The organism is Clostridium sp. CM036 (assembly GCF_055081135.1).
Genome location: NZ_CM143652.1, coordinates 1,157,788 through 1,175,168, shown reverse-complemented (window position 1 = coordinate 1,175,168; position 17,381 = coordinate 1,157,788). Strand labels below are relative to the sequence as shown.

The 17,381-nt window shown below is 32.9% G+C and carries 18 protein-coding genes; 14 read left to right on the top strand and 4 right to left on the bottom strand.

Annotated elements, in window-relative coordinates; all coding sequences use genetic code 11:
- Positions 1-119: 119 nt before the first annotated feature.
- From ACWJKE_RS05575 to ACWJKE_RS05550, 6 genes are read left to right on the top strand one after another with little or no spacing between them, the layout of a single operon-like run.
- Complete coding sequence (locus ACWJKE_RS05575) at positions 120-326, top strand: DUF1657 domain-containing protein (protein WP_216304559.1); 207 nt, start codon at positions 120-122, stop codon at positions 324-326.
- A gap of 13 nt (positions 327-339) precedes the next feature.
- The gene (locus ACWJKE_RS05570) at positions 340-1,200 is read left to right on the top strand and encodes a DUF421 domain-containing protein (RefSeq protein ID WP_220287836.1); all 861 of its coding nucleotides are present in this window, start codon (positions 340-342) and stop codon (positions 1,198-1,200) included.
- An 11-nt stretch (positions 1,201-1,211) separates the two neighbouring features.
- Positions 1,212-1,691, top strand: coding sequence for a stage V sporulation protein AC (gene spoVAC / locus ACWJKE_RS05565; RefSeq protein ID WP_220320553.1), 480 nt, complete (start codon positions 1,212-1,214; stop codon positions 1,689-1,691).
- Positions 1,692-2,693 carry a stage V sporulation protein AD gene (gene spoVAD / locus ACWJKE_RS05560; protein WP_220287833.1) on the top strand — a complete coding sequence of 334 codons (1,002 nt, stop codon included), beginning with the start codon at positions 1,692-1,694 and terminating at the stop codon, positions 2,691-2,693.
- A 21-nt stretch (positions 2,694-2,714) separates the two neighbouring features.
- Positions 2,715-3,068 carry a stage V sporulation protein AE gene (gene spoVAE / locus ACWJKE_RS05555; protein ID WP_216304555.1) on the top strand — a complete coding sequence of 118 codons (354 nt, stop codon included), beginning with the start codon at positions 2,715-2,717 and terminating at the stop codon, positions 3,066-3,068.
- A 27-nt stretch (positions 3,069-3,095) separates the two neighbouring features.
- On the top strand, positions 3,096-3,296 hold the full coding sequence (locus ACWJKE_RS05550) for a DUF1657 domain-containing protein (protein ID WP_165414803.1): 201 nt from the start codon (positions 3,096-3,098) through the stop codon (positions 3,294-3,296).
- A gap of 502 nt (positions 3,297-3,798) precedes the next feature.
- On the opposite strand, the gene glpT is transcribed toward ACWJKE_RS05550, so the two are convergent.
- The 4 genes from glpT to ACWJKE_RS05530 all read right to left on the bottom strand — a co-directional run bounded on the left by glpT (position 3,799) and on the right by ACWJKE_RS05530 (position 8,355).
- A complete protein-coding gene (glpT, locus tag ACWJKE_RS05545) occupies positions 3,799-5,145 on the bottom strand; it encodes a glycerol-3-phosphate transporter (protein WP_462959213.1) in 1,347 nt (448 codons plus the stop codon).
- A gap of 123 nt (positions 5,146-5,268) precedes the next feature.
- Positions 5,269-5,634 carry a DUF1667 domain-containing protein gene (locus tag ACWJKE_RS05540; RefSeq protein ID WP_220287838.1) on the bottom strand — a complete coding sequence of 122 codons (366 nt, stop codon included), beginning with the start codon at positions 5,632-5,634 and terminating at the stop codon, positions 5,269-5,271.
- Positions 5,635-5,640: 6 nt separating this feature from the next.
- Positions 5,641-6,900, bottom strand: coding sequence for an NAD(P)/FAD-dependent oxidoreductase (locus ACWJKE_RS05535; protein ID WP_304518689.1), 1,260 nt, complete (start codon positions 6,898-6,900; stop codon positions 5,641-5,643).
- A 15-nt stretch (positions 6,901-6,915) separates the two neighbouring features.
- Positions 6,916-8,355 (bottom strand): NAD(P)/FAD-dependent oxidoreductase, encoded by a 1,440-nt coding sequence (locus ACWJKE_RS05530; RefSeq protein WP_258280700.1) that lies wholly within the window; start codon positions 8,353-8,355, stop codon positions 6,916-6,918.
- Between the two features lie 391 nt (positions 8,356-8,746).
- Here ACWJKE_RS05530 and glpQ point away from each other — a divergent pair, with 391 nt between their 5' ends.
- From glpQ to ACWJKE_RS05490, 8 genes are all read left to right on the top strand, one after another.
- The gene (gene glpQ / locus ACWJKE_RS05525; RefSeq protein ID WP_165414443.1) at positions 8,747-9,841 is read left to right on the top strand and encodes a glycerophosphodiester phosphodiesterase; all 1,095 of its coding nucleotides are present in this window, start codon (positions 8,747-8,749) and stop codon (positions 9,839-9,841) included.
- Positions 9,842-10,028: 187 nt separating this feature from the next.
- A complete protein-coding gene (locus ACWJKE_RS05520; RefSeq protein WP_216304374.1) occupies positions 10,029-10,796 on the top strand; it encodes a formate/nitrite transporter family protein in 768 nt (255 codons plus the stop codon).
- Between the two features lie 158 nt (positions 10,797-10,954).
- Positions 10,955-11,641 (top strand): Crp/Fnr family transcriptional regulator, encoded by a 687-nt coding sequence (locus tag ACWJKE_RS05515; RefSeq protein WP_462959212.1) that lies wholly within the window; start codon positions 10,955-10,957, stop codon positions 11,639-11,641.
- 148 nt (positions 11,642-11,789) lie between these two features.
- Entirely contained in the window at positions 11,790-12,797 is a 1,008-nt protein-coding gene (gene asrA, locus ACWJKE_RS05510; RefSeq protein WP_216304376.1) for an anaerobic sulfite reductase subunit AsrA, read from the top strand.
- Positions 12,798-13,589, top strand: a complete 792-nt coding sequence (gene asrB, locus ACWJKE_RS05505; RefSeq protein WP_165414447.1) for an anaerobic sulfite reductase subunit AsrB — start codon at positions 12,798-12,800, stop codon at positions 13,587-13,589.
- A 13-nt stretch (positions 13,590-13,602) separates the two neighbouring features.
- Complete coding sequence (gene asrC, locus ACWJKE_RS05500) at positions 13,603-14,550, top strand: sulfite reductase subunit C (protein WP_220286900.1); 948 nt, start codon at positions 13,603-13,605, stop codon at positions 14,548-14,550.
- Positions 14,551-14,832: 282 nt separating this feature from the next.
- Positions 14,833-15,618 (top strand): ABC transporter ATP-binding protein, encoded by a 786-nt coding sequence (locus ACWJKE_RS05495; protein WP_216304379.1) that lies wholly within the window; start codon positions 14,833-14,835, stop codon positions 15,616-15,618.
- Between the two features lie 2 nt (positions 15,619-15,620).
- The gene (locus ACWJKE_RS05490; RefSeq protein ID WP_462959210.1) at positions 15,621-17,288 is read left to right on the top strand and encodes a hypothetical protein; all 1,668 of its coding nucleotides are present in this window, start codon (positions 15,621-15,623) and stop codon (positions 17,286-17,288) included.
- The last annotated feature ends 93 nt before the right edge of the window (positions 17,289-17,381 follow it).

Below are 17,381 nucleotides of genomic sequence, written 5' to 3'. Positions count from 1 at the left end.
TGAGTAAAATATTGAAGATAGGAGAAGATATATGAATAATAAAAAAGATAGAACTTTAATAAAAGCATGTTAGTTATACTGCGTGAGAAAAAGAATCGATAAGCATTAAGGAGGTCCATATGACTGTTGGCTCTAAGGTAAAGCAAACATTAGCCACTTTAAAAGGTTCTGAAGCTACTTTAAGATTATATTCATTGCAAGAACGAAATAAAGAAGCTAGGGCTATTTATACTGAGGCATTTGAAGAGATAGGTAAAATTAAAATAGATTTGGAAAAAAGAGTAGGCTCTATAGAGTTTCAGGAGCCTCAATACAAAGGTGACTAAGTGAGGTGAAATGATGAGTAATTGGTTAACAATATTATTCAACACGATAATTTTATATTTTTTAACACTGGTTTTAACAAGATTTATGAAAAAAAGAAACTTATTTAAGGTTACGCCTTTTGAGTTTATTTCTTATGTAATTATTGCTCTTATAGTTGCTTTAATTTCATTGGGTATAATTACGAATATTTATTTTGGACTAACTGCACTAGCTGTTTGGGTACTGATGCCTATTATCTTAGATTATTCCTCCATGAAAAGTAAATGGATTTACAATGTAATAAATGGAAAAGAAAGGGTATTAATTAAAAATGGTAAAATTATGGAAGATAATCTAGCTAAAGAAAGGATGACTGGGCAAGAGTTTCTACAAGAATTACGTTCAAAAAAAGCATTTGATTTAGCCGATGTTGAATTTGCCGTTATGGAAACAACAGGAGATATCAATGTTAGTTTAAAAGCTGATAAAAAGCCTGTTACTTCATATGATTTAGGAATAAAAGTTGCGTCTAAGGCTGAATCACAAACAGTTATTTTAGACGGGAATATGTTAAATGAAGGTCTTACCAATATTGGATTGAGTAAAGGGTGGCTTAAGACTGAGTTAGAAAACAAAGGAGTAGCAATTGAGAATGTTTTTATTGGTCAAGTAGATTCTTCTGGAGATTTATATCTGGATCTTTTTGATGATTTGATTCAAGTCCCAAAATCACAAATTAAAGAAATGCTATATGCCAGTATTCAAAAAAGTCAGGCGGACCTTATGTCCTTTGCTTTAGAAACAGAAACTGAAGAAGCAAAATCTATGTACTTAAAAAATGCTGAAAATCTAGAAAAGGTTATGAAAAAAATAAAACCATATTTATTACGTTAGAGGGTGAAATAATGTCTAATATGAAAAAGAAAAAACTAACGCCAACTCAACTGCAATATGGTGAAGTGGTGAAAAGCATAGAACCTAAAAGACCTATTTTTAAAAATTGTATTAAAGCATTCCTTGTAGGTGGTATCATATGCACCATTGGTCAATGCTTACAGGTGTTCTTTATCACCTACTTTAATTTTAATGAAAAAACAGCAGTTAGTCCGACTTCAGTAGTTTTAATCTTTGTTTCAGCGTTACTTACTGGACTTGGGATTTACGACCGCATTGGCCAATGGGCTGGAGCTGGATCTGCTGTTCCAATTACAGGTTTTGCTAATTCGATAGCTTCTGCTGCAATTGAGCATAGAAGCGAAGGATATGTACTTGGAGTCGCTGGAAATATGTTTAGGCTTGCTGGAGCAATCATTGTTTATGGAGTTTTTTCTGCTTTTGTGGTTGCTACGATAAAAATCACAATAAAATGGTTGGGAGTGATGTAGATGCTTAAAGGACATCAATCATGGATTTTCAATTCTAAACCTACAATATTAGGTTCTGCGGCAGTTGGTGGTCCTTTTGAAGGTAATGGGGCCTTAGCTGATGACTTTGATATAATTCATGAAGATTTATGGATTGGACAGGATAGTTATGAAAAGGCGGAAAGAGTTCTTCTTGAACATGCTTGTGAAAGAGCGATAAAGAAATCAAGTATAAAAAAAGAAGATATAAATTTTTTTATAAGTGGAGACTTGATGAATCAGATTACTTCCAGTAGTTTTACTGCGCGAACATTAGGGATACCTTTTTTAGGAATTTTTGGCGCTTGTTCTAGTTCCATGGAAGGGTTAGCCATGGCCGCTCAATTGATAGAAAGTAAGTCAGCTAAATATGTTATAGCATCTGCAAGTAGCCATAATGCGGCTGCAGAAAAACAATATAGATATCCTACAGAGTATGGTGGACAAAAACCACCTACTGCTCAATGGACAGTAACGGGGGCTGGAGCTGCGGTGCTTGGCAAAGAAGGATTTGGACCTAAGATTACTTCGACTACAATAGGAAGAGTAATAGATATGGGAATTTCAGATCCATTTAACATGGGGGCAGCTATGGCACCCGCGGCTGTAGATACAATTGAAGCACACTTTAGAGATTTAAATGTTGATGCCTCCTATTATGACCTTATTGCTACTGGTGATTTAGGCAAGGTAGGGCATAAACTCGCTATTAGTTTATTAAAAAGCCATGGTATAGAAATGCCATCAGATATATTTACAGACTGTGGACTTTTAATATATAAAAAGGACCAACCAGTTTTTTCTGGAGGTAGTGGCTGTGGCTGTTCTGCTACTGTAACTTATGGGCATTTTCTTAACCGTATGCGAAGAGGGGAATTAAAGAGAATATTAATAGTTGCAACTGGTGCTCTAATGTCTCCAATATCCTATCAACAAAAGGAAAGCATACCTTGCATTGCTCATGCAGTTTCTATTGAAATGTAAAAAAGAGGTGTGAGTTTATTTATGGAAAAATTTATTTATGCATTTGTAATAGGCGGTCTAATTTGCGTTATTGGCCAACTTATAATGGATATTTTAAAGATTACGCCTGCACATACTACGTGTACACTAGTTGTAATTGGAGCAATTTTAGGAGGACTAGGTTTATATGATCCTTTAGTAAAACTTGCCGGTGCAGGGGCATTTGTACCTATAAGCAGCTTTGGAAATACTCTAGTAACAGGGGCTCTAATTGATGCTGAAAAAACAGGATTTATAGGGATATTTACTGGCATTTTCAAGACAGGAAGTTCGGGGATTTCTGCTGCGATAGTTTTTGGATTTATTGGCGCTATACTATTTAAACCCAAAGGTTAAATACATATTTGAAGGGAGGTGAAAACTATGACTGTAGGAACTCAAATGCAACAAGCAATTGCAGGAATGCAAAGCGCTTCTGCTACAATGAAGACTTTTTCTCTAGAAACAGAGGATCAACAAGCAAAAAATGATTTTACACAAATCGCAGAGCAACTTGATTCTGCAATGGACATTTTAAAGGGAAGACAGAAATATATTCAAAAACAAGAGCCTCAATATAAATAGTGTTAATTCTTATATTTACAATATAAAAAGAAGTTCTGAACTCAGATTTTGTATTGAAATTAGCCGAATGCTGAAAACATAATAACTTTAAATTAAATATATTTAATTTTAGATATTTTTATGCATAAAATAGCAGTGACTGTTAATATAATTATAAAGAACATATCTACATCCTTAAGGATATTTGTTCCTCATTTAGTCCTCCACATTATTATAAGAAAAGTTATTATCTATAGAGATAATAACTTTTCGTCTTTTATTAAATAAATTTTACTTTCATACCCTTATGGAAAATTGCCTATTTCGACATGAGTATGGTATTCGCATTTTGTTAATGCAAGATTACATAACAAAAGACTGCATTTAATTTAACTGATGTCAGTTTAATCAAATGCAGTCTTAATTGCATAATACAAGAAATAAATTAAATCAATAGTTTTTTTATGTAAGATTTAATTTTATTTGCTATTGCTCAAATGTTTATAGCCAAGCAATATTAATTTTAAACCGCCGTAATATCTTCAGATTCTGGTTTTGACCTATCATGTACGTTCCAAGTAAGAGATAGAAATACAATAGCAAGTACAGCAGAAATCATAAGAAGCATGAATCCCCCATCCCAGTTGTATTTATCTACAATCATTCCTAGTAAAATTTCAGCTGCAACTTGCCCACCAAGATATCCAAAGAGTCCTGTAAATCCAGCAGCAGTTCCAGCGGCTTTTTTAGGAACTAGATCTAAGGCACTTACTCCAATAAGCATAACCGGTCCATATATTAAGGCACCTATTAAAGCTAAGGTAATATTTATTGCTAAAATACTTGAAGATTGCCAATAAACGAACACACCAACCGTAACACCTACCATGCAAGCTACGCCTACTGGTGCACGACGACCATGGAATATTTTATCACTGATCCATCCGATGAGTATAGTGCCAGGAATTGCGGCATATTCAAATAAAGAAAATGCAAGCGCTGATTCTTTAATATTAAAACCCTTTACTTCTTGTAAGTATAATGGAGCCCAATTAATGACACCATATCGTACTAAATATACAAACACATTTGCAAGAGCAATAAACCATATATATTTATTATTGAGTACATATTTAAATAGTATTTCTTTTCCAGTCATTTCTTTTTCTCTATTTTCTACTTTTACAGCAGGGTAATCATTTTTATATTCTTCTATAGGAGGAAGTCCTACAGATTGAGGTGTATCTTTTGCAAAAACCATATACAAAGTTCCAATTACGATTGCAATAATACCTGGCAAATAGAAAATTCCTTTCCAGCCTCCGAACATATGAACACCAATAAGAGCAATGGTAGCTATAAATCCACCACCAACATTATGTGCGGTATTCCAAATAGACATTTTAACGCCACGTTCTTTATCAGAAAACCAGTGGGTCATGATTCTTCCACATGGTGGCCAACCCATACCTTGAACCCAACCATTCACAAGCATCAACATAAACATTATTGTAAGACTTGAGGTAATTGGGAAAAATAAATTTGTAATACCAGACAAAATTAAACCAATACCTAAAAAATACCTCGCATTGGATCGATCTGATACGTTACCCATAACAAATTTACTGACACCATAAGCCATTCCTAGCGCAGATGCAACAAAACCAAGTTGTGTTTTTGTAAAGCCCTCTTGAATGAGATACATCTTAGCTAATGAAAAGTTACTTCTAACAAAGTAATAACCCATATAACCAATATATATACTTATAAATACTTGTAAACGATATTTTTTGTAAGCTGGGTCAATTTTTTCTTTTGGTAATCTCTCGATAGGTGCAGCAGGTTTTAAAAAATTAAATAAATTCCACACGTTTTCATCATCCTTTCGTTTTTAATTTTATTAGTAATCTGTTACTTGAATTTTATAGAAACACGGTATTACATTTATTAATACCGTGAATTTCCTCCATCTAACTGCCTTGAGTTAATACCACTATGCAGCTCCAATATCCTTAGTTGCTATAATATTTACGCCTGTGTCAAGTACGTTTTCTAGAACCACATCACCTATAGAAATAGGAGCTTTTACTATAACATTTTTTAATGCTCTTACGCAGTCATAAATCAGATCCTTTGGAATATCTCTCTCAGTTTTAACAGGAAGTATCTCATTTTCCCCACCTGAAACTAAAACAGAGGATGTAACGACTCTTGTTGGATTAGTGCATTCTTTCTTGCCGTAGGTTTCTCCAATCTTACAGGTATTTCCTTTAACGCTAATAACTTCTTTGCCCTCAAGCGCTACCACAAGAGCACAACCTATTGGACAGCCTATGCATGTTAATTCCCTTGTACTCATAGTTAACTACTCCTTTTCTACCTTTATGGTAATCTTTTTACAGTTACTATATTTATCAAAAACTGCTTTAGTTAATTTAACGCTTTCCATTTCGCCTGGTGTAAGAATCTTTTTCTTTAAATGCATTTCGCGCACATCATCAAAATAAACAGATATATAAGCAGATTTATGTACCTCACCAACCCTAAATCTAACATCTATTATGTTATCGATATTTTCAGGATTGATAGTACTTGGTACTGTATACCTAACTCCGTCTGTCGCGAAGATCTCAATACTCTTTCCGGCATGGTAAATTCCTTTTATATAATCAGAAGCATTTCTACCAGCAGTGTAGCTTTCAGTGGTTACATTATCTACTAAATCATGAACGTGAAGCACATTGCCACAGGTAAATATTCCAGAAATGCTCGTCTGCATGCTTTCATCTACCTCAGGACCCCCAGTAACTCTGGAAAGTTTAACATTAGCTTTTCTAGAAAGTTCATTTTCGGGTAGAAGGCCAACAGATAAAAGTAATGTATCACAAGCAATGTATTCCTCAGTTCCCTTAATTGGTTTTCTATGGTCATCAACTTGAGCTATAGTAACTCCGCAAAGTCTATCATGCCCATGTATATTTGTTATAGTGTGACTTAATTTTAAAGGAATATTAAAATCGTCTAAGCATTGTACAATATTTCTCTTAAGTCCACTTGAATGAGGCATTAGTTCTACACAAGCCTTTACATTTGCACCTTCGAGGGTCATTCGTCTTGCCATTATAAGTCCGATATCTCCAGAACCAAGTATTACTACTTCTTTTCCTGGCATTAGACCCTCAACATTAACATATTTTTGAGCTGTTCCAGCTGTATAAATACCTGCGCATCTTGCACCTGGTATGTTTAAAGCTCCTCTTGGTCTTTCTCTGCATCCCATTGCAAGTATAACTGCTTTTGCCTGGAGCTCCAATATACCATCTTCTGTATTTACAGCAGTAACTTGTTTACTATCATTTACATCTAGAACCATGGTATTTAGTTTATACTCGATATTAAGTGCAATAACCTTGTCAATAAACCGTTGTGAATACTCAGGACCAGTAAGTTCTTCTTTAAAGGTGTGAAGACCAAAACCATTATGAATACATTGATTGAGAATACCACCTAATTGATTATCTCTTTCTATAATTAAAATGCTGTTTATCCCTTGATCCTTTGCAGAAACTGCAGCTGCAAGGCCTGCTGGACCTCCACCAATTATGATTAAATCATATTCTTGCATATATATTCCTCCAATTTATAAAGATTGTTTATTTTTGCCAGTGAGCAGTATAGAATTTTCGCCTGATTTTGTGATGGCGCATCGTGGTATATTAAGTTCTCTTGAAAGAATATCTACAACTTTTGTTGCACAAAAGCCCGATTGGCATCTCCCCATTCCAGCTCTTGTCCTTCTTTTAACTCCATCAAGTGTTTTTGCTCCAAGAGGTCTTCTTATAGAGTCTATAATTTCACCTTCTGTTACAGTTTCACACCTACAAACAATTGTTCCATATTCAGGTATTTCCTTGATTATTTTTTTTCGCTCATCGTTTGACATTTCTCTAAATTTTCTTGTACCTTTTCGTATAGGGTTGAATTTTACATTTTCCTGCGGTGCTAATTTTTCTGTTACTATATCAGCTACCATTGCAGCAATACTTGGAGCACTAGTTAAACCTGGAGAATCAATTGCTGCTACATTAATAAAGTTCTTAGCGTCTTCTGCTTCCCCAATTATAAAATCATTTCCCTCGCATTTTGATCTATTCCCTGCAAAAGAAGTTATAACCATATTCATAGGAAGTGGCATTTGGATACTTAATTGAGCATTTAAAACGATATCATCGATGCCTTCGCGAGTTGTACTAAGATCAGCTTTGTTATCTTGATCTACAGCATTAGGTCCAATTAGAAGGTTACCATCAACAGTAGGGGTAACTAAAACTCCTTTTCCAAGTTTAGTTGGAAGTTGAAAAATAGTTTTTGTAACTAAATCTCCGCAAGCTTTATCAAATAAGACATATTCTCCTAGCTTGGGAAGTATTTTAAATTTATTATTGCTTACCATATTATTAATTTCATCCGAAAATAAACCGGCTGCATTTATTACTACTTTTGTTTCAATGTCGCCTTTATTAGTTTTTATAACGTAACAACTTTGTTTTTTTTCTATATTAAGGACCTCAGTTCCAAATTCAAATTCCACGCCATTGGTGTATGCGTTTTCAGCCATAGCAATAGTCATTTCATATGGGCAAACAATTCCTCCTGTTGGAGCATATAAGGCACCGACACAGCTCAATGTTACATTAGGTTCCATTTCTCTAACTTGATCTCCATCAAGAATAGCTAAATTAGGTACTCCATTTTTTTCGCCTTGTTCTAGTAATTCTTTAAGATCATTCATGTGTTTCTCGTCGAAGCACAGAACCAATGATCCATTCCTCTTAAATGGGAAATCTAATTCCTTTGCAAGCTTTGTATACATTTCATTACCTTTTGCGTTTAATTTTCCCTTAATAGTACTTGGATTAGCATCATACCCTGCATGTACTATTGCACTATTTGCTTTTGTTGTACCAGAAGCAACATCACTAGATTTTTCAATAACACATGTTTTTAAATTATATTTAGATAGTTCTCTTGATACTGAGCATCCAACAATACCAGCGCCAATAATAGTTACGTCAAACATTATCTTACCTCCTAAATGCGAATAAAAAGAGAACCTTAATTAATAGGTATGAAATACCCATACATTAAGGCTCTCTTTTCTCCGCCCTTAATTATTTAATGTTATATTACCATAATAACCAAATTAATGCAAAGCAAAATAATGGATGATGTAGCGAATTCAGTTGTTCTTCCCTCATAAATATTCGTCGGGTAACTTGTTTTTACATTTATGTAAAATACGCTGTTAATTTAAAGTTAGTGATAAAATATGAAAATGCTAGAAAATTTTCTGTTTTTTTCTTGAATTCTTCGTTTAGTTTAGTTATAATCAATTTGGTAGCTAACAGAAAACGTTATCACATCTACAAGATTTGAAAACGTATAACTAGATTATACAAGGGGGATATAACATGAAGAACGAAAAAAAACTAATTGCTCTAGCATGTACACTTACCATAACAGCAGGATTATTCGCAGGATGTAGACAGAAGTCTAAACAGTCTCCTCCAGTAGCAAGTAATACCACAACTGTTTCAACAAAAAATAAAAGCAATAAAATAGTGATTGGACATAGGGGTGCTTCTGGATATTTACCTGAACATACTTTAGAGTCCTATGCTTTAGCTTATGGACTAGGGGCAGATTACATAGAGAGTGATGTTTGTTTATCTAAAGATGGTGTTCCAGTAATAATGCATGATAATATGTTAGATACGACAACAGATGTAGCAAAGCGTTACCCAAATAGAAAACGAAGCGATGGACATTACTATGTAATTGATTTCACGCTAGGAGAAATTAAAACACTTAACGTGCACGAACGTACAAAAGAAGGGTCTAAGGATCCTGTTTTCCCTGATAGATTTCCTTTAAATAGTGCTCATTTTGAAGTTCCAACATTAGAAGAAATGATACAACTTGTACAAGGGCTGAATAAAAGTACAGGTCAAGAAAAAGGAATTTACCCTGAATTAAAAGAGCCTAAATTTCATACAGATAATGGACAAGATATTGGATCTGTGGTATTAAAAGTTCTTAGAAAATATGGATATGATACGCCTGAATCAAAAATTTATTTACAATGTTTTGATCCAACTTACTTAAGAAAAGTTAGGACAGAAATGGGCGCAAAAATGAAAATGGTCCAGCTAATTGGTGAAGAAGCAGATTGTCCAGGGGCAAATTATAAAAAAATGATGTCGGATGAAGGACTAGCAAAAGTAGCTGAATATGCAAATGGTATTGGACCTTGGTACCAACAAATAATAGATGAAAATGGGAAGAACGATAAAGAACCAGTTATTAATCCTAATTTAGTAAAAGATGCACATAAACATAATCTTGTTGTTCATCCATATACATTTAGAAAAGATGAAATCCCTAAATATGTAACTAGTGTAGAAGAGTTAATGCAAAAATTCTACTTTGAAGCTGATGTAGATGGTTTATTTACTGATTTTCCTGATTTTGGAATAAAAATATTAGAAAAAGGACCTAAAAAATAATCTTATATTAAAATGAGAGCACATAAGGATTGATTACCTTAAGTGCTCTTTTTTATTAATAACTAACGTCCTGGAAGTTAGATTGTTGGTAAAAAATAATTTTAGAAAATATGTGATATTAGTCACATATTTTCTTTTTCTGTAATGATATAATGTGGGTATCTTTTATAGAAGGAAGTGGTATGTCTTGTTTAGTGAAGAAATTAACAAAGTTTCAATATCGGCGGTAAAAAAATCTGAACTTTTAAAGAAAAGTAAAATGAGGTACCTCACTGCAGCGGCCCTAGCTGGTGCTTATGTGGGATTTGGAATTTTATTGATATTTACTATTGGAGGATCATTTGCAGCGGCTGAGTCACCGGCAACGAAAACTATTATGGGAGCTTCCTTTGGGATTGCCTTAAGTCTTGTAATAATGGCGGGCTCCGAACTTTTTACAGGAAATAACATGATTATGACCATAGGGTCTCTAGAAAAGAAAGTTCCTTTACTTGATTCAATAAATATTTGGATATACAGTTTTATAGGAAACTTTATAGGGTCAGCAGTGCTAGCAGCAATATTTGTAGGTTCTGGGCTTGCAAAGGGTAGCACAGCAACTTTTATTTTAAAAACATCACAAGGGAAAATGGCAACGCCAAGCATAGAATTATTTTTAAAAGGGTTACTTTGTAATATGTTAGTCTGTTTAGCCGTATGGTGTGCTATTAAATTAAAGGAAGAAACGGCTAAACTTATAATGATTTTTTGGTGCCTATTTGCATTTATAACTATAGGGTTCGAACATAGTGTTGCGAATATGACTTTGCTTACAACGGCACTAATGATTCCTCACACCGCAGCGATTTCTATAGGAGGATTAGCGCACAACTTAATTTGGGTTACCCTAGGAAACTTTGTAGGTGGAGCTGTATTTATTGGAGCAGCATATTGGTACGTAGCAAAAGAGAAATAAAACAATAAAAATATATATTATTAAAGCTAGGATTAATAAAGGTAAGTAATGTATAATTTCTTTTTTTGTTTTATTTTAAAATTTATTGCTATATAATAAGAATATTAGTATTTTTATTATAATGAGATTATAAAATGAAATCATAAGGAGAAGTTAATATGACACAAATATCGCTTAGGCAATTAAAAGACCTTCCTTTATTTAAATGTGTTGAGGATAAAACTTTGGATTTAATAAGAGAGAGTGTTGTAGTAAAAAAATTGAAAAAATCACAAATGTTATTTGCTGAAAGAGAAATCACAAATAATATATATATAGTGCTAGAGGGAAAGGTAACTATGTACAGAGTATCGGAAAAGGGTCAAAAGAGGGTTATCTATATCCTAAACAAAGGTGAGATTATAAACGAGGTCAATTTTGACAATTTTACGACATCTATTAATTGTGAAGGGTTTGAAGATAGTGAAATTATAAGTATATCAAAAGTAGACTTATTAAATATTATGAAACAGGATTTTAAGATTACAGAGATTATATTAAACTCTATGAGTAAAAAAATAAGAAGAGTGTATAGACAAATTAAGAACACAGTTCCTACTAAAATGGACAAAAGGGTAGCCGCAAAGCTTTGGAAGCTATCTAAAGATTATGGTGTAGAAACAGAAGATGGCGTTTTAATAGATATTAAAATAAACATAACTTATTTAGCAGATATGTTAGGTAGCTCTCGCGAAACTATTTCAAGGGCAGTAAAAGAGCTTGAAAACATGGATATGGTTAGAATAAAATATAGAAAATTCATAGTTAATAGAGAAAAGTTAAGCAAATACTTTAAAGGTGTGTGATGAAAATCACATACTTTTTTTATGATTTAAAATACAATATGCATAGTTAGTTATAAATTTAATTTTTATAGGAACTAACTAATGAAGTTAATTAATTAACAATATTTAGCGAATAGGTAAAATTTATTATAATGGAAGGTGTGCATTTATGGGCTTTAAGTTGAAAATAGAGAAGTTTGATGAGTATCTTGAAACATTGCGACATGAATATAAGGTGTATGCACCAGTAGTGCTCAAGGGAAAAGGAACTTTTGCGGACACAGATACTGTTAGGTATAGGGAAATAAAGAGTATAAGGGAAGTAGAGTTTGATTTAAAATCTAGTTTTTCTCCTAAAGAAATAACATTGCCAATTACTCAAACATTATTTTACTTTACTGAAAATGATTGCGTAGAGCCAAAATGCGATGAGAAGAAAATATTAATATTCTTAAGAAGTTGTGATATTCATGCTATAAAGAGATTAGATGAAATTTACCTTAAAAATGGAAATGAAGATTATTATTATAAGGTTTTAAGAGATAAAATTAAATTTGTACTTATGGGTTGTAGTGAAAGTTTTGAAAATTGTTTTTGCGCAAGTATGGGATCGAATATGATAGAAGATTATGATATGTACACTAAAATTCAAGATGATGAGGTCTTTGTGAATTGTAAATCCGAGGAACTGATGAAGTACTTTAACATAGATAAACCTAGTAACGTCGTGGTAGAGCCTGAATTTGTTTTGACTAATGAAGTAAAGGTTAATATACCTGAAAACTTAGATCAAAGAATTTTTAAATCAAAGATGTGGGATGAATATTCTTCAAGATGCATTGCTTGTGGCAGGTGTAATTTTGTCTGCGGTACTTGTTCTTGTTTTACTACGCAGGACATTTTCTATAAAGAAAATAAAAACGTGGGAGAAAGAAGGCGTGTTTGGGCATCTTGTCATGTAGACGGATACAGTGATATGGCAGGCGGACATGGATTTAGACAGGATAAAAAAGACAGAATGAGATTCAAAATTATGCACAAGGTATATGATTTTAAAAAGAGAGCCGGATATCATATGTGTATAGGTTGTGGTAGATGTGATGATATATGCCCTGAATATATATCTTTTTCAAATTGTGTAAACAAATTAAATAAAGCAATGGATGAGGTGGAATAAATGAAAAATATATACATGCCTTTTAAATCTAAGATACTTAATATAAGTAAGCATACAGAAACGGATTATACATTTAGAATGGAGTTCGAAGGTGTTGTAAAGCCGGGTCAATTTTTTGAAGTATCCATACCGAAATTTGGAGAATCACCTATATCCGTTAGTGAGATAGGTGAGGGTTATGTAGATTTTACAATTAGACGTGTCGGCACTGTTACGGATGTAATTCATAGCTTTTTTGTAGGAGGAACCTTGTTTTTAAGAGGGCCTTATGGTAATGGATTTGATGTTAACCTTTATAAAAATAAAGAAGTTATTGTAGCTGCTGGGGGAACTGGACTGGCACCAGTAAAAGGGATAGTAGATTATTTTGCTAAAAATCCAAAGGAATGTACGGGCTTTAATTTAATGGCAGGTTTTAAGTCGCCTAGTGACATCTTATTTAAAGAAAATTTCAAAGTTTGGGAAAAGAGTATCAGTGTAACGTTAACTGTAGACAGTGCTGATGACGGCTACACTGGAACTGTAGGACTCATAACAAAATATATTGCAGATATTCAAGTTCTGAATATGGATGAAGTACAGGTTATTGTAGTAGGACCACCAATGATGCTTAAGTTTACAGTAGCTGGATTTATAAAAAAAGGAGTAAAAGAAAAAAATATATGGGTATCTTATGAGCGAAAAATGTGTTGTGGAGTTGGGAAATGTGGGCACTGCAAAATTGATGATACATATATATGTTTAGATGGGCCTGTTTTTAACTATTTAGATGCAGTTCATCTAGTAGATTAAGGGGGAGAATTTAATGGATATAAATACCAAGTTGATGAAGAAAAATGCATACAGAATAACTAAAAAAAGAGGTAAAACAGCTATAAGAATAAGGGTGCCTGGTGGCCATATAGAAGCCAAACATTTAGAAGTTTTGCAAAGGGTAGCAGAAACTTACGGAGATGGAAATATTCATATAACTATAAGACAGGGTTTTGAAATACCTAATATTGATATAGATAAAATACCAGAAGTTAATAAGATGATTCAATCAGTTATAGAAGGCCTTGATATAAATCAGATTTCAGAAAATACAGGATACTTGTCTGCAGGTACTAGAAATGTGTCAGCCTGTATAGGGGCAAATGTCTGTCCTTTTGCAAATTACAATACTACAGATTTTGCAAAAAGGATTGAAAAGGAAATATTTCCCAATGACTATCATGTGAAAGTAGCTTTAACAGGTTGTCCTAATGATTGTATAAAGGCTAGAATACAAGATTTTGGGATCATAGGAATGACAGAGCCCCAATATGAATCTTATAGATGCATCAGTTGTAAATCTTGCGTAACTAACTGTAAAAAAAGAGTTACTGGTGCACTTAAAATGGAGAACTTTAAAGTAGTACGCAACCAAGACAAGTGTATTGGATGTGGAGAATGCATAGGTAAATGCCCGACTAGTTGCTGGAGCAGAAGTTATGAGAAATATTATAAACTTGTGATAATGGGTAGGACTGGCAAGAAAAATCCTAGGCTGGCTCAAGATTTTATAACTTGGGTGGATGAGGAAAATATAATCAAAATAATAAAAAACACATATTCATATATCGATAAGTATATTGATGGAAATGCTCCAGGAGGAAAAGAACACATTGGGTATATTGTTGATAGAACAGGATATCCAGTGTTTAAGGAATGGGTTTTAAAAGACGTGACTTTAGGGGAGAAAGCAGAGGTTAAGGAATATATTAACTGGTAATAATAAAAAGTATGTAGTAATTGTTCGGTGAGTGACATAACAGGTGAGTAACCATTAACATTAGAAAGCACCTTGTGAAATCAAGATTATTTATAAGAGTTGGCATCAGCTTAGGCTGGTGCTATTTTTTTTAGGTGGAAAGCTTATTTTAAAGAGATTTATATAAATAAGAATTAAAAGGTTTACATACAAGTAACAAGTGAAAACTTGTTGAAATTACCCAATTAAGCAGTATAATAAATTACATAAACAGATAAAAAATACATCCAAGGGGAGGGTACGATGGGAAATTTAGAAAGTATAATATCAATTAAAGATTTACAAATGAGCTATGGGAGTAAAAAGGTGCTTAACGGAATAAATTTAGAAATTCCTAGAGGTCAAATAATCGGATATATAGGGACTAATGGCGCTGGTAAAAGTACAACTATAAAGATAATGCTTGGGATATTAGAAGGATACTCGGGAAAAGTAGAAATATTAGGACAAGATATAAGTAATGGAAGCATAGAGTATAAAAAGAAAATAGGGTATGTACCAGAGCTTGCAGATATATATGAAAACTTGACTGCTTATGAGTATATAAGCTTTTTAGGCGGAATATATGGATTAGAAGAAAAAAAGCTTATCGAGAGAGTAACGAAGCTAATGGGCTTATTTGGAATTGAGGATGCTATAGATTCTAGAATATCCTCATATTCAAAAGGTATGAAGCAAAAGTTAATTATAATCTGTAGTTTAATTCATAATCCCGATATTTTATTTTTTGATGAGCCTCTAGGGGGACTAGATGCTAATAGTGTAATGGTGTTTAAAGAGGTTATGAAGAGTCTTGCAAAGAGCGGAAAAACCATATTTTACTCTTCACATATAATGGATGTTGTAGAGAAGGTAAGTGATAGAATATTACTTTTAAATGAGGGACAGATAGTTGCTGATGGAAGTTTTGAAGAGCTTAAGAATAATAAGAAGGAAGGAACACTTGAAGAAATATTCAATCAGCTAACAGGATTTAATGAGCATGCAGAGGTTGCTAAAGAATTTGTTTCTTTGGTTTGCGAGGTGTAATTATGAAGAATTTCACCGTACTTGCGATATTGGATAAATTTCAATCTTTATATGAAAAATTAGGCGTTAACTATAAGGCTATGAGAATGATTCTTCAGATAAAATTAACCACAGATGGTCGTAGAGTAAGTACTGTTATGGGGAATAATAAAAAGAGAGATGAAAGTAAGGACAAGAATAATTATCTATCATTATTGATGTTCAATTCAGTTATGAGCATTTTTATTGGATTAATAATAATGACGGGTGGTATGTCATCTATGCAATCTGCGAATGTTGTAATAGGTATAAATCTATTTATGATGATTTCACTTATGATATCTGATTTTTCAGCAGTATTACTAGATGTAAAAGAGAAAAATATATTACTACCTAAGCCAATCGATAGTAAAACATTTAATGCAGCAAAGACTACTCATATATGTATATATTTAATAGGTTTATCACTATCATTAAATTTGATTCCACTAGTTATTGGCAGCGTAAAATATGGAGCTTTATTTTCTGTGATATTTTTTATAGACAATATACTTGTAGTGTTCTTAGTTATAGCTTTAACATCTTTACTATATACTTTAGTTTTGAATTTTTTTGATGGAGAAAAATTAAAGGATATAATAAACTATTTTCAAATATTATTAGCGTTTGTATTTGCTTTTGGATATCAACTAGTTGCAAGAGTCTTTGATGCTACCAATATGAACAGTGAATATATGCCCAAATTGTGGCATGCATTACTTCCATCTATGTGGCTTGCATCTCCATTTGGTATACTAATAGATGGGAATAAACAACCTTTTCTAATATTTTTATTTGCACTCGCAATAGCAGGACCGATTATGTTAATGACGCTTTATATTAAAAGCGTAGTGCCTTATTTTGAAAAGAACCTTCAAAAATTAAATGATAGAGGGGGAGCCGTAAGCCGCAAAAGTGAAACTAGAAAAGAATTTATAGCAGGACTTGTTTGCAAGGACAAGATTGAAAAGGGTATGTTTAAATTTACTCAAAATATGATATCTACAGAGAGAAACTTGAAGCTTAAGGTGTATCCAACGCTTGCAATGGCAGTGTTTATGCCAGTGCTATTTATGTTTATGGGTAACGGACAAGATAAATCATTCATGGCTAATATTAAAACAGGATATGGTGGAAAAATTCATTTGTTAATGTATATAACTATATTCTTGCTTTGCTTTTGTACAGCGTTTATAAATAATAGTGATAATTATAAGGGGGCATTTATATACAAGGTATTGCCAATAGAAAATCCAGGAGTAATATTAAAAGGGGCAGTAAAAGGAACTATATTCAAACTAATACTACCACTCTATATATTAGAATCTATAGTGTTCACAATTTTTAAAGGACCGTCAATAATTTTAGACTTAATAGTAATGTTTCTAGTTCTTTTAATATTATTATTGGTGTATTTTAAAGCATCAAATAAGGCAATGCCCTTTAGTGTAAAGTTTGCTACATCGGATAGTGGTAAGCTTATAAAGCCATCAGTAATTACAATTATGCTGCTTTTAGTATTTGCTGGAATCCATGTAGCTATTAGAAATAATATGATATATATTGGTGTTTATGCGGTCGCGCTTTTGATATTTAATGTAATTCTTTGGAAAACTAGTTTTAATGTCAACTGGAAGGATATAGAAATGTAAGGGAAAAGATTTTTACCCACATACAAAAAACACTTGCATAACATATTCAACAACTCTTCACATTGAATATGTTATGCAGTTTTTTTGCAACAA

What these genes read in the sequence shown, in the direction of transcription:
- ACWJKE_RS05575 (WP_216304559.1), top strand. Translation starts at nt 120, where the DNA reads ATGACTGTTGGCTCTAAGGTAAAGCAAACATTAGCCACTTTAAAAGGT.
- ACWJKE_RS05570 (WP_220287836.1), top strand. Translation starts at nt 340, where the DNA reads ATGAGTAATTGGTTAACAATATTATTCAACACGATAATTTTATATTTT.
- spoVAC (WP_220320553.1), top strand. Translation starts at nt 1,212, where the DNA reads ATGTCTAATATGAAAAAGAAAAAACTAACGCCAACTCAACTGCAATAT.
- spoVAD (WP_220287833.1), top strand. Translation starts at nt 1,692, where the DNA reads ATGCTTAAAGGACATCAATCATGGATTTTCAATTCTAAACCTACAATA.
- spoVAE (WP_216304555.1), top strand. Translation starts at nt 2,715, where the DNA reads ATGGAAAAATTTATTTATGCATTTGTAATAGGCGGTCTAATTTGCGTT.
- ACWJKE_RS05550 (WP_165414803.1), top strand. Translation starts at nt 3,096, where the DNA reads ATGACTGTAGGAACTCAAATGCAACAAGCAATTGCAGGAATGCAAAGC.
- ACWJKE_RS05540 (WP_220287838.1), bottom strand. Translation starts at nt 5,634, where the DNA reads ATGAGTACAAGGGAATTAACATGCATAGGCTGTCCAATAGGTTGTGCT.
- ACWJKE_RS05535 (WP_304518689.1), bottom strand. Translation starts at nt 6,900, where the DNA reads ATGCAAGAATATGATTTAATCATAATTGGTGGAGGTCCAGCAGGCCTT.
- ACWJKE_RS05530 (WP_258280700.1), bottom strand. Translation starts at nt 8,355, where the DNA reads ATGTTTGACGTAACTATTATTGGCGCTGGTATTGTTGGATGCTCAGTA.
- glpQ (WP_165414443.1), top strand. Translation starts at nt 8,747, where the DNA reads ATGAAGAACGAAAAAAAACTAATTGCTCTAGCATGTACACTTACCATA.
- ACWJKE_RS05515 (WP_462959212.1), top strand. Translation starts at nt 10,955, where the DNA reads ATGACACAAATATCGCTTAGGCAATTAAAAGACCTTCCTTTATTTAAA.
- asrA (WP_216304376.1), top strand. Translation starts at nt 11,790, where the DNA reads ATGGGCTTTAAGTTGAAAATAGAGAAGTTTGATGAGTATCTTGAAACA.
- asrB (WP_165414447.1), top strand. Translation starts at nt 12,798, where the DNA reads ATGAAAAATATATACATGCCTTTTAAATCTAAGATACTTAATATAAGT.
- asrC (WP_220286900.1), top strand. Translation starts at nt 13,603, where the DNA reads ATGGATATAAATACCAAGTTGATGAAGAAAAATGCATACAGAATAACT.
- ACWJKE_RS05495 (WP_216304379.1), top strand. Translation starts at nt 14,833, where the DNA reads ATGGGAAATTTAGAAAGTATAATATCAATTAAAGATTTACAAATGAGC.
- ACWJKE_RS05490 (WP_462959210.1), top strand. Translation starts at nt 15,621, where the DNA reads ATGAAGAATTTCACCGTACTTGCGATATTGGATAAATTTCAATCTTTA.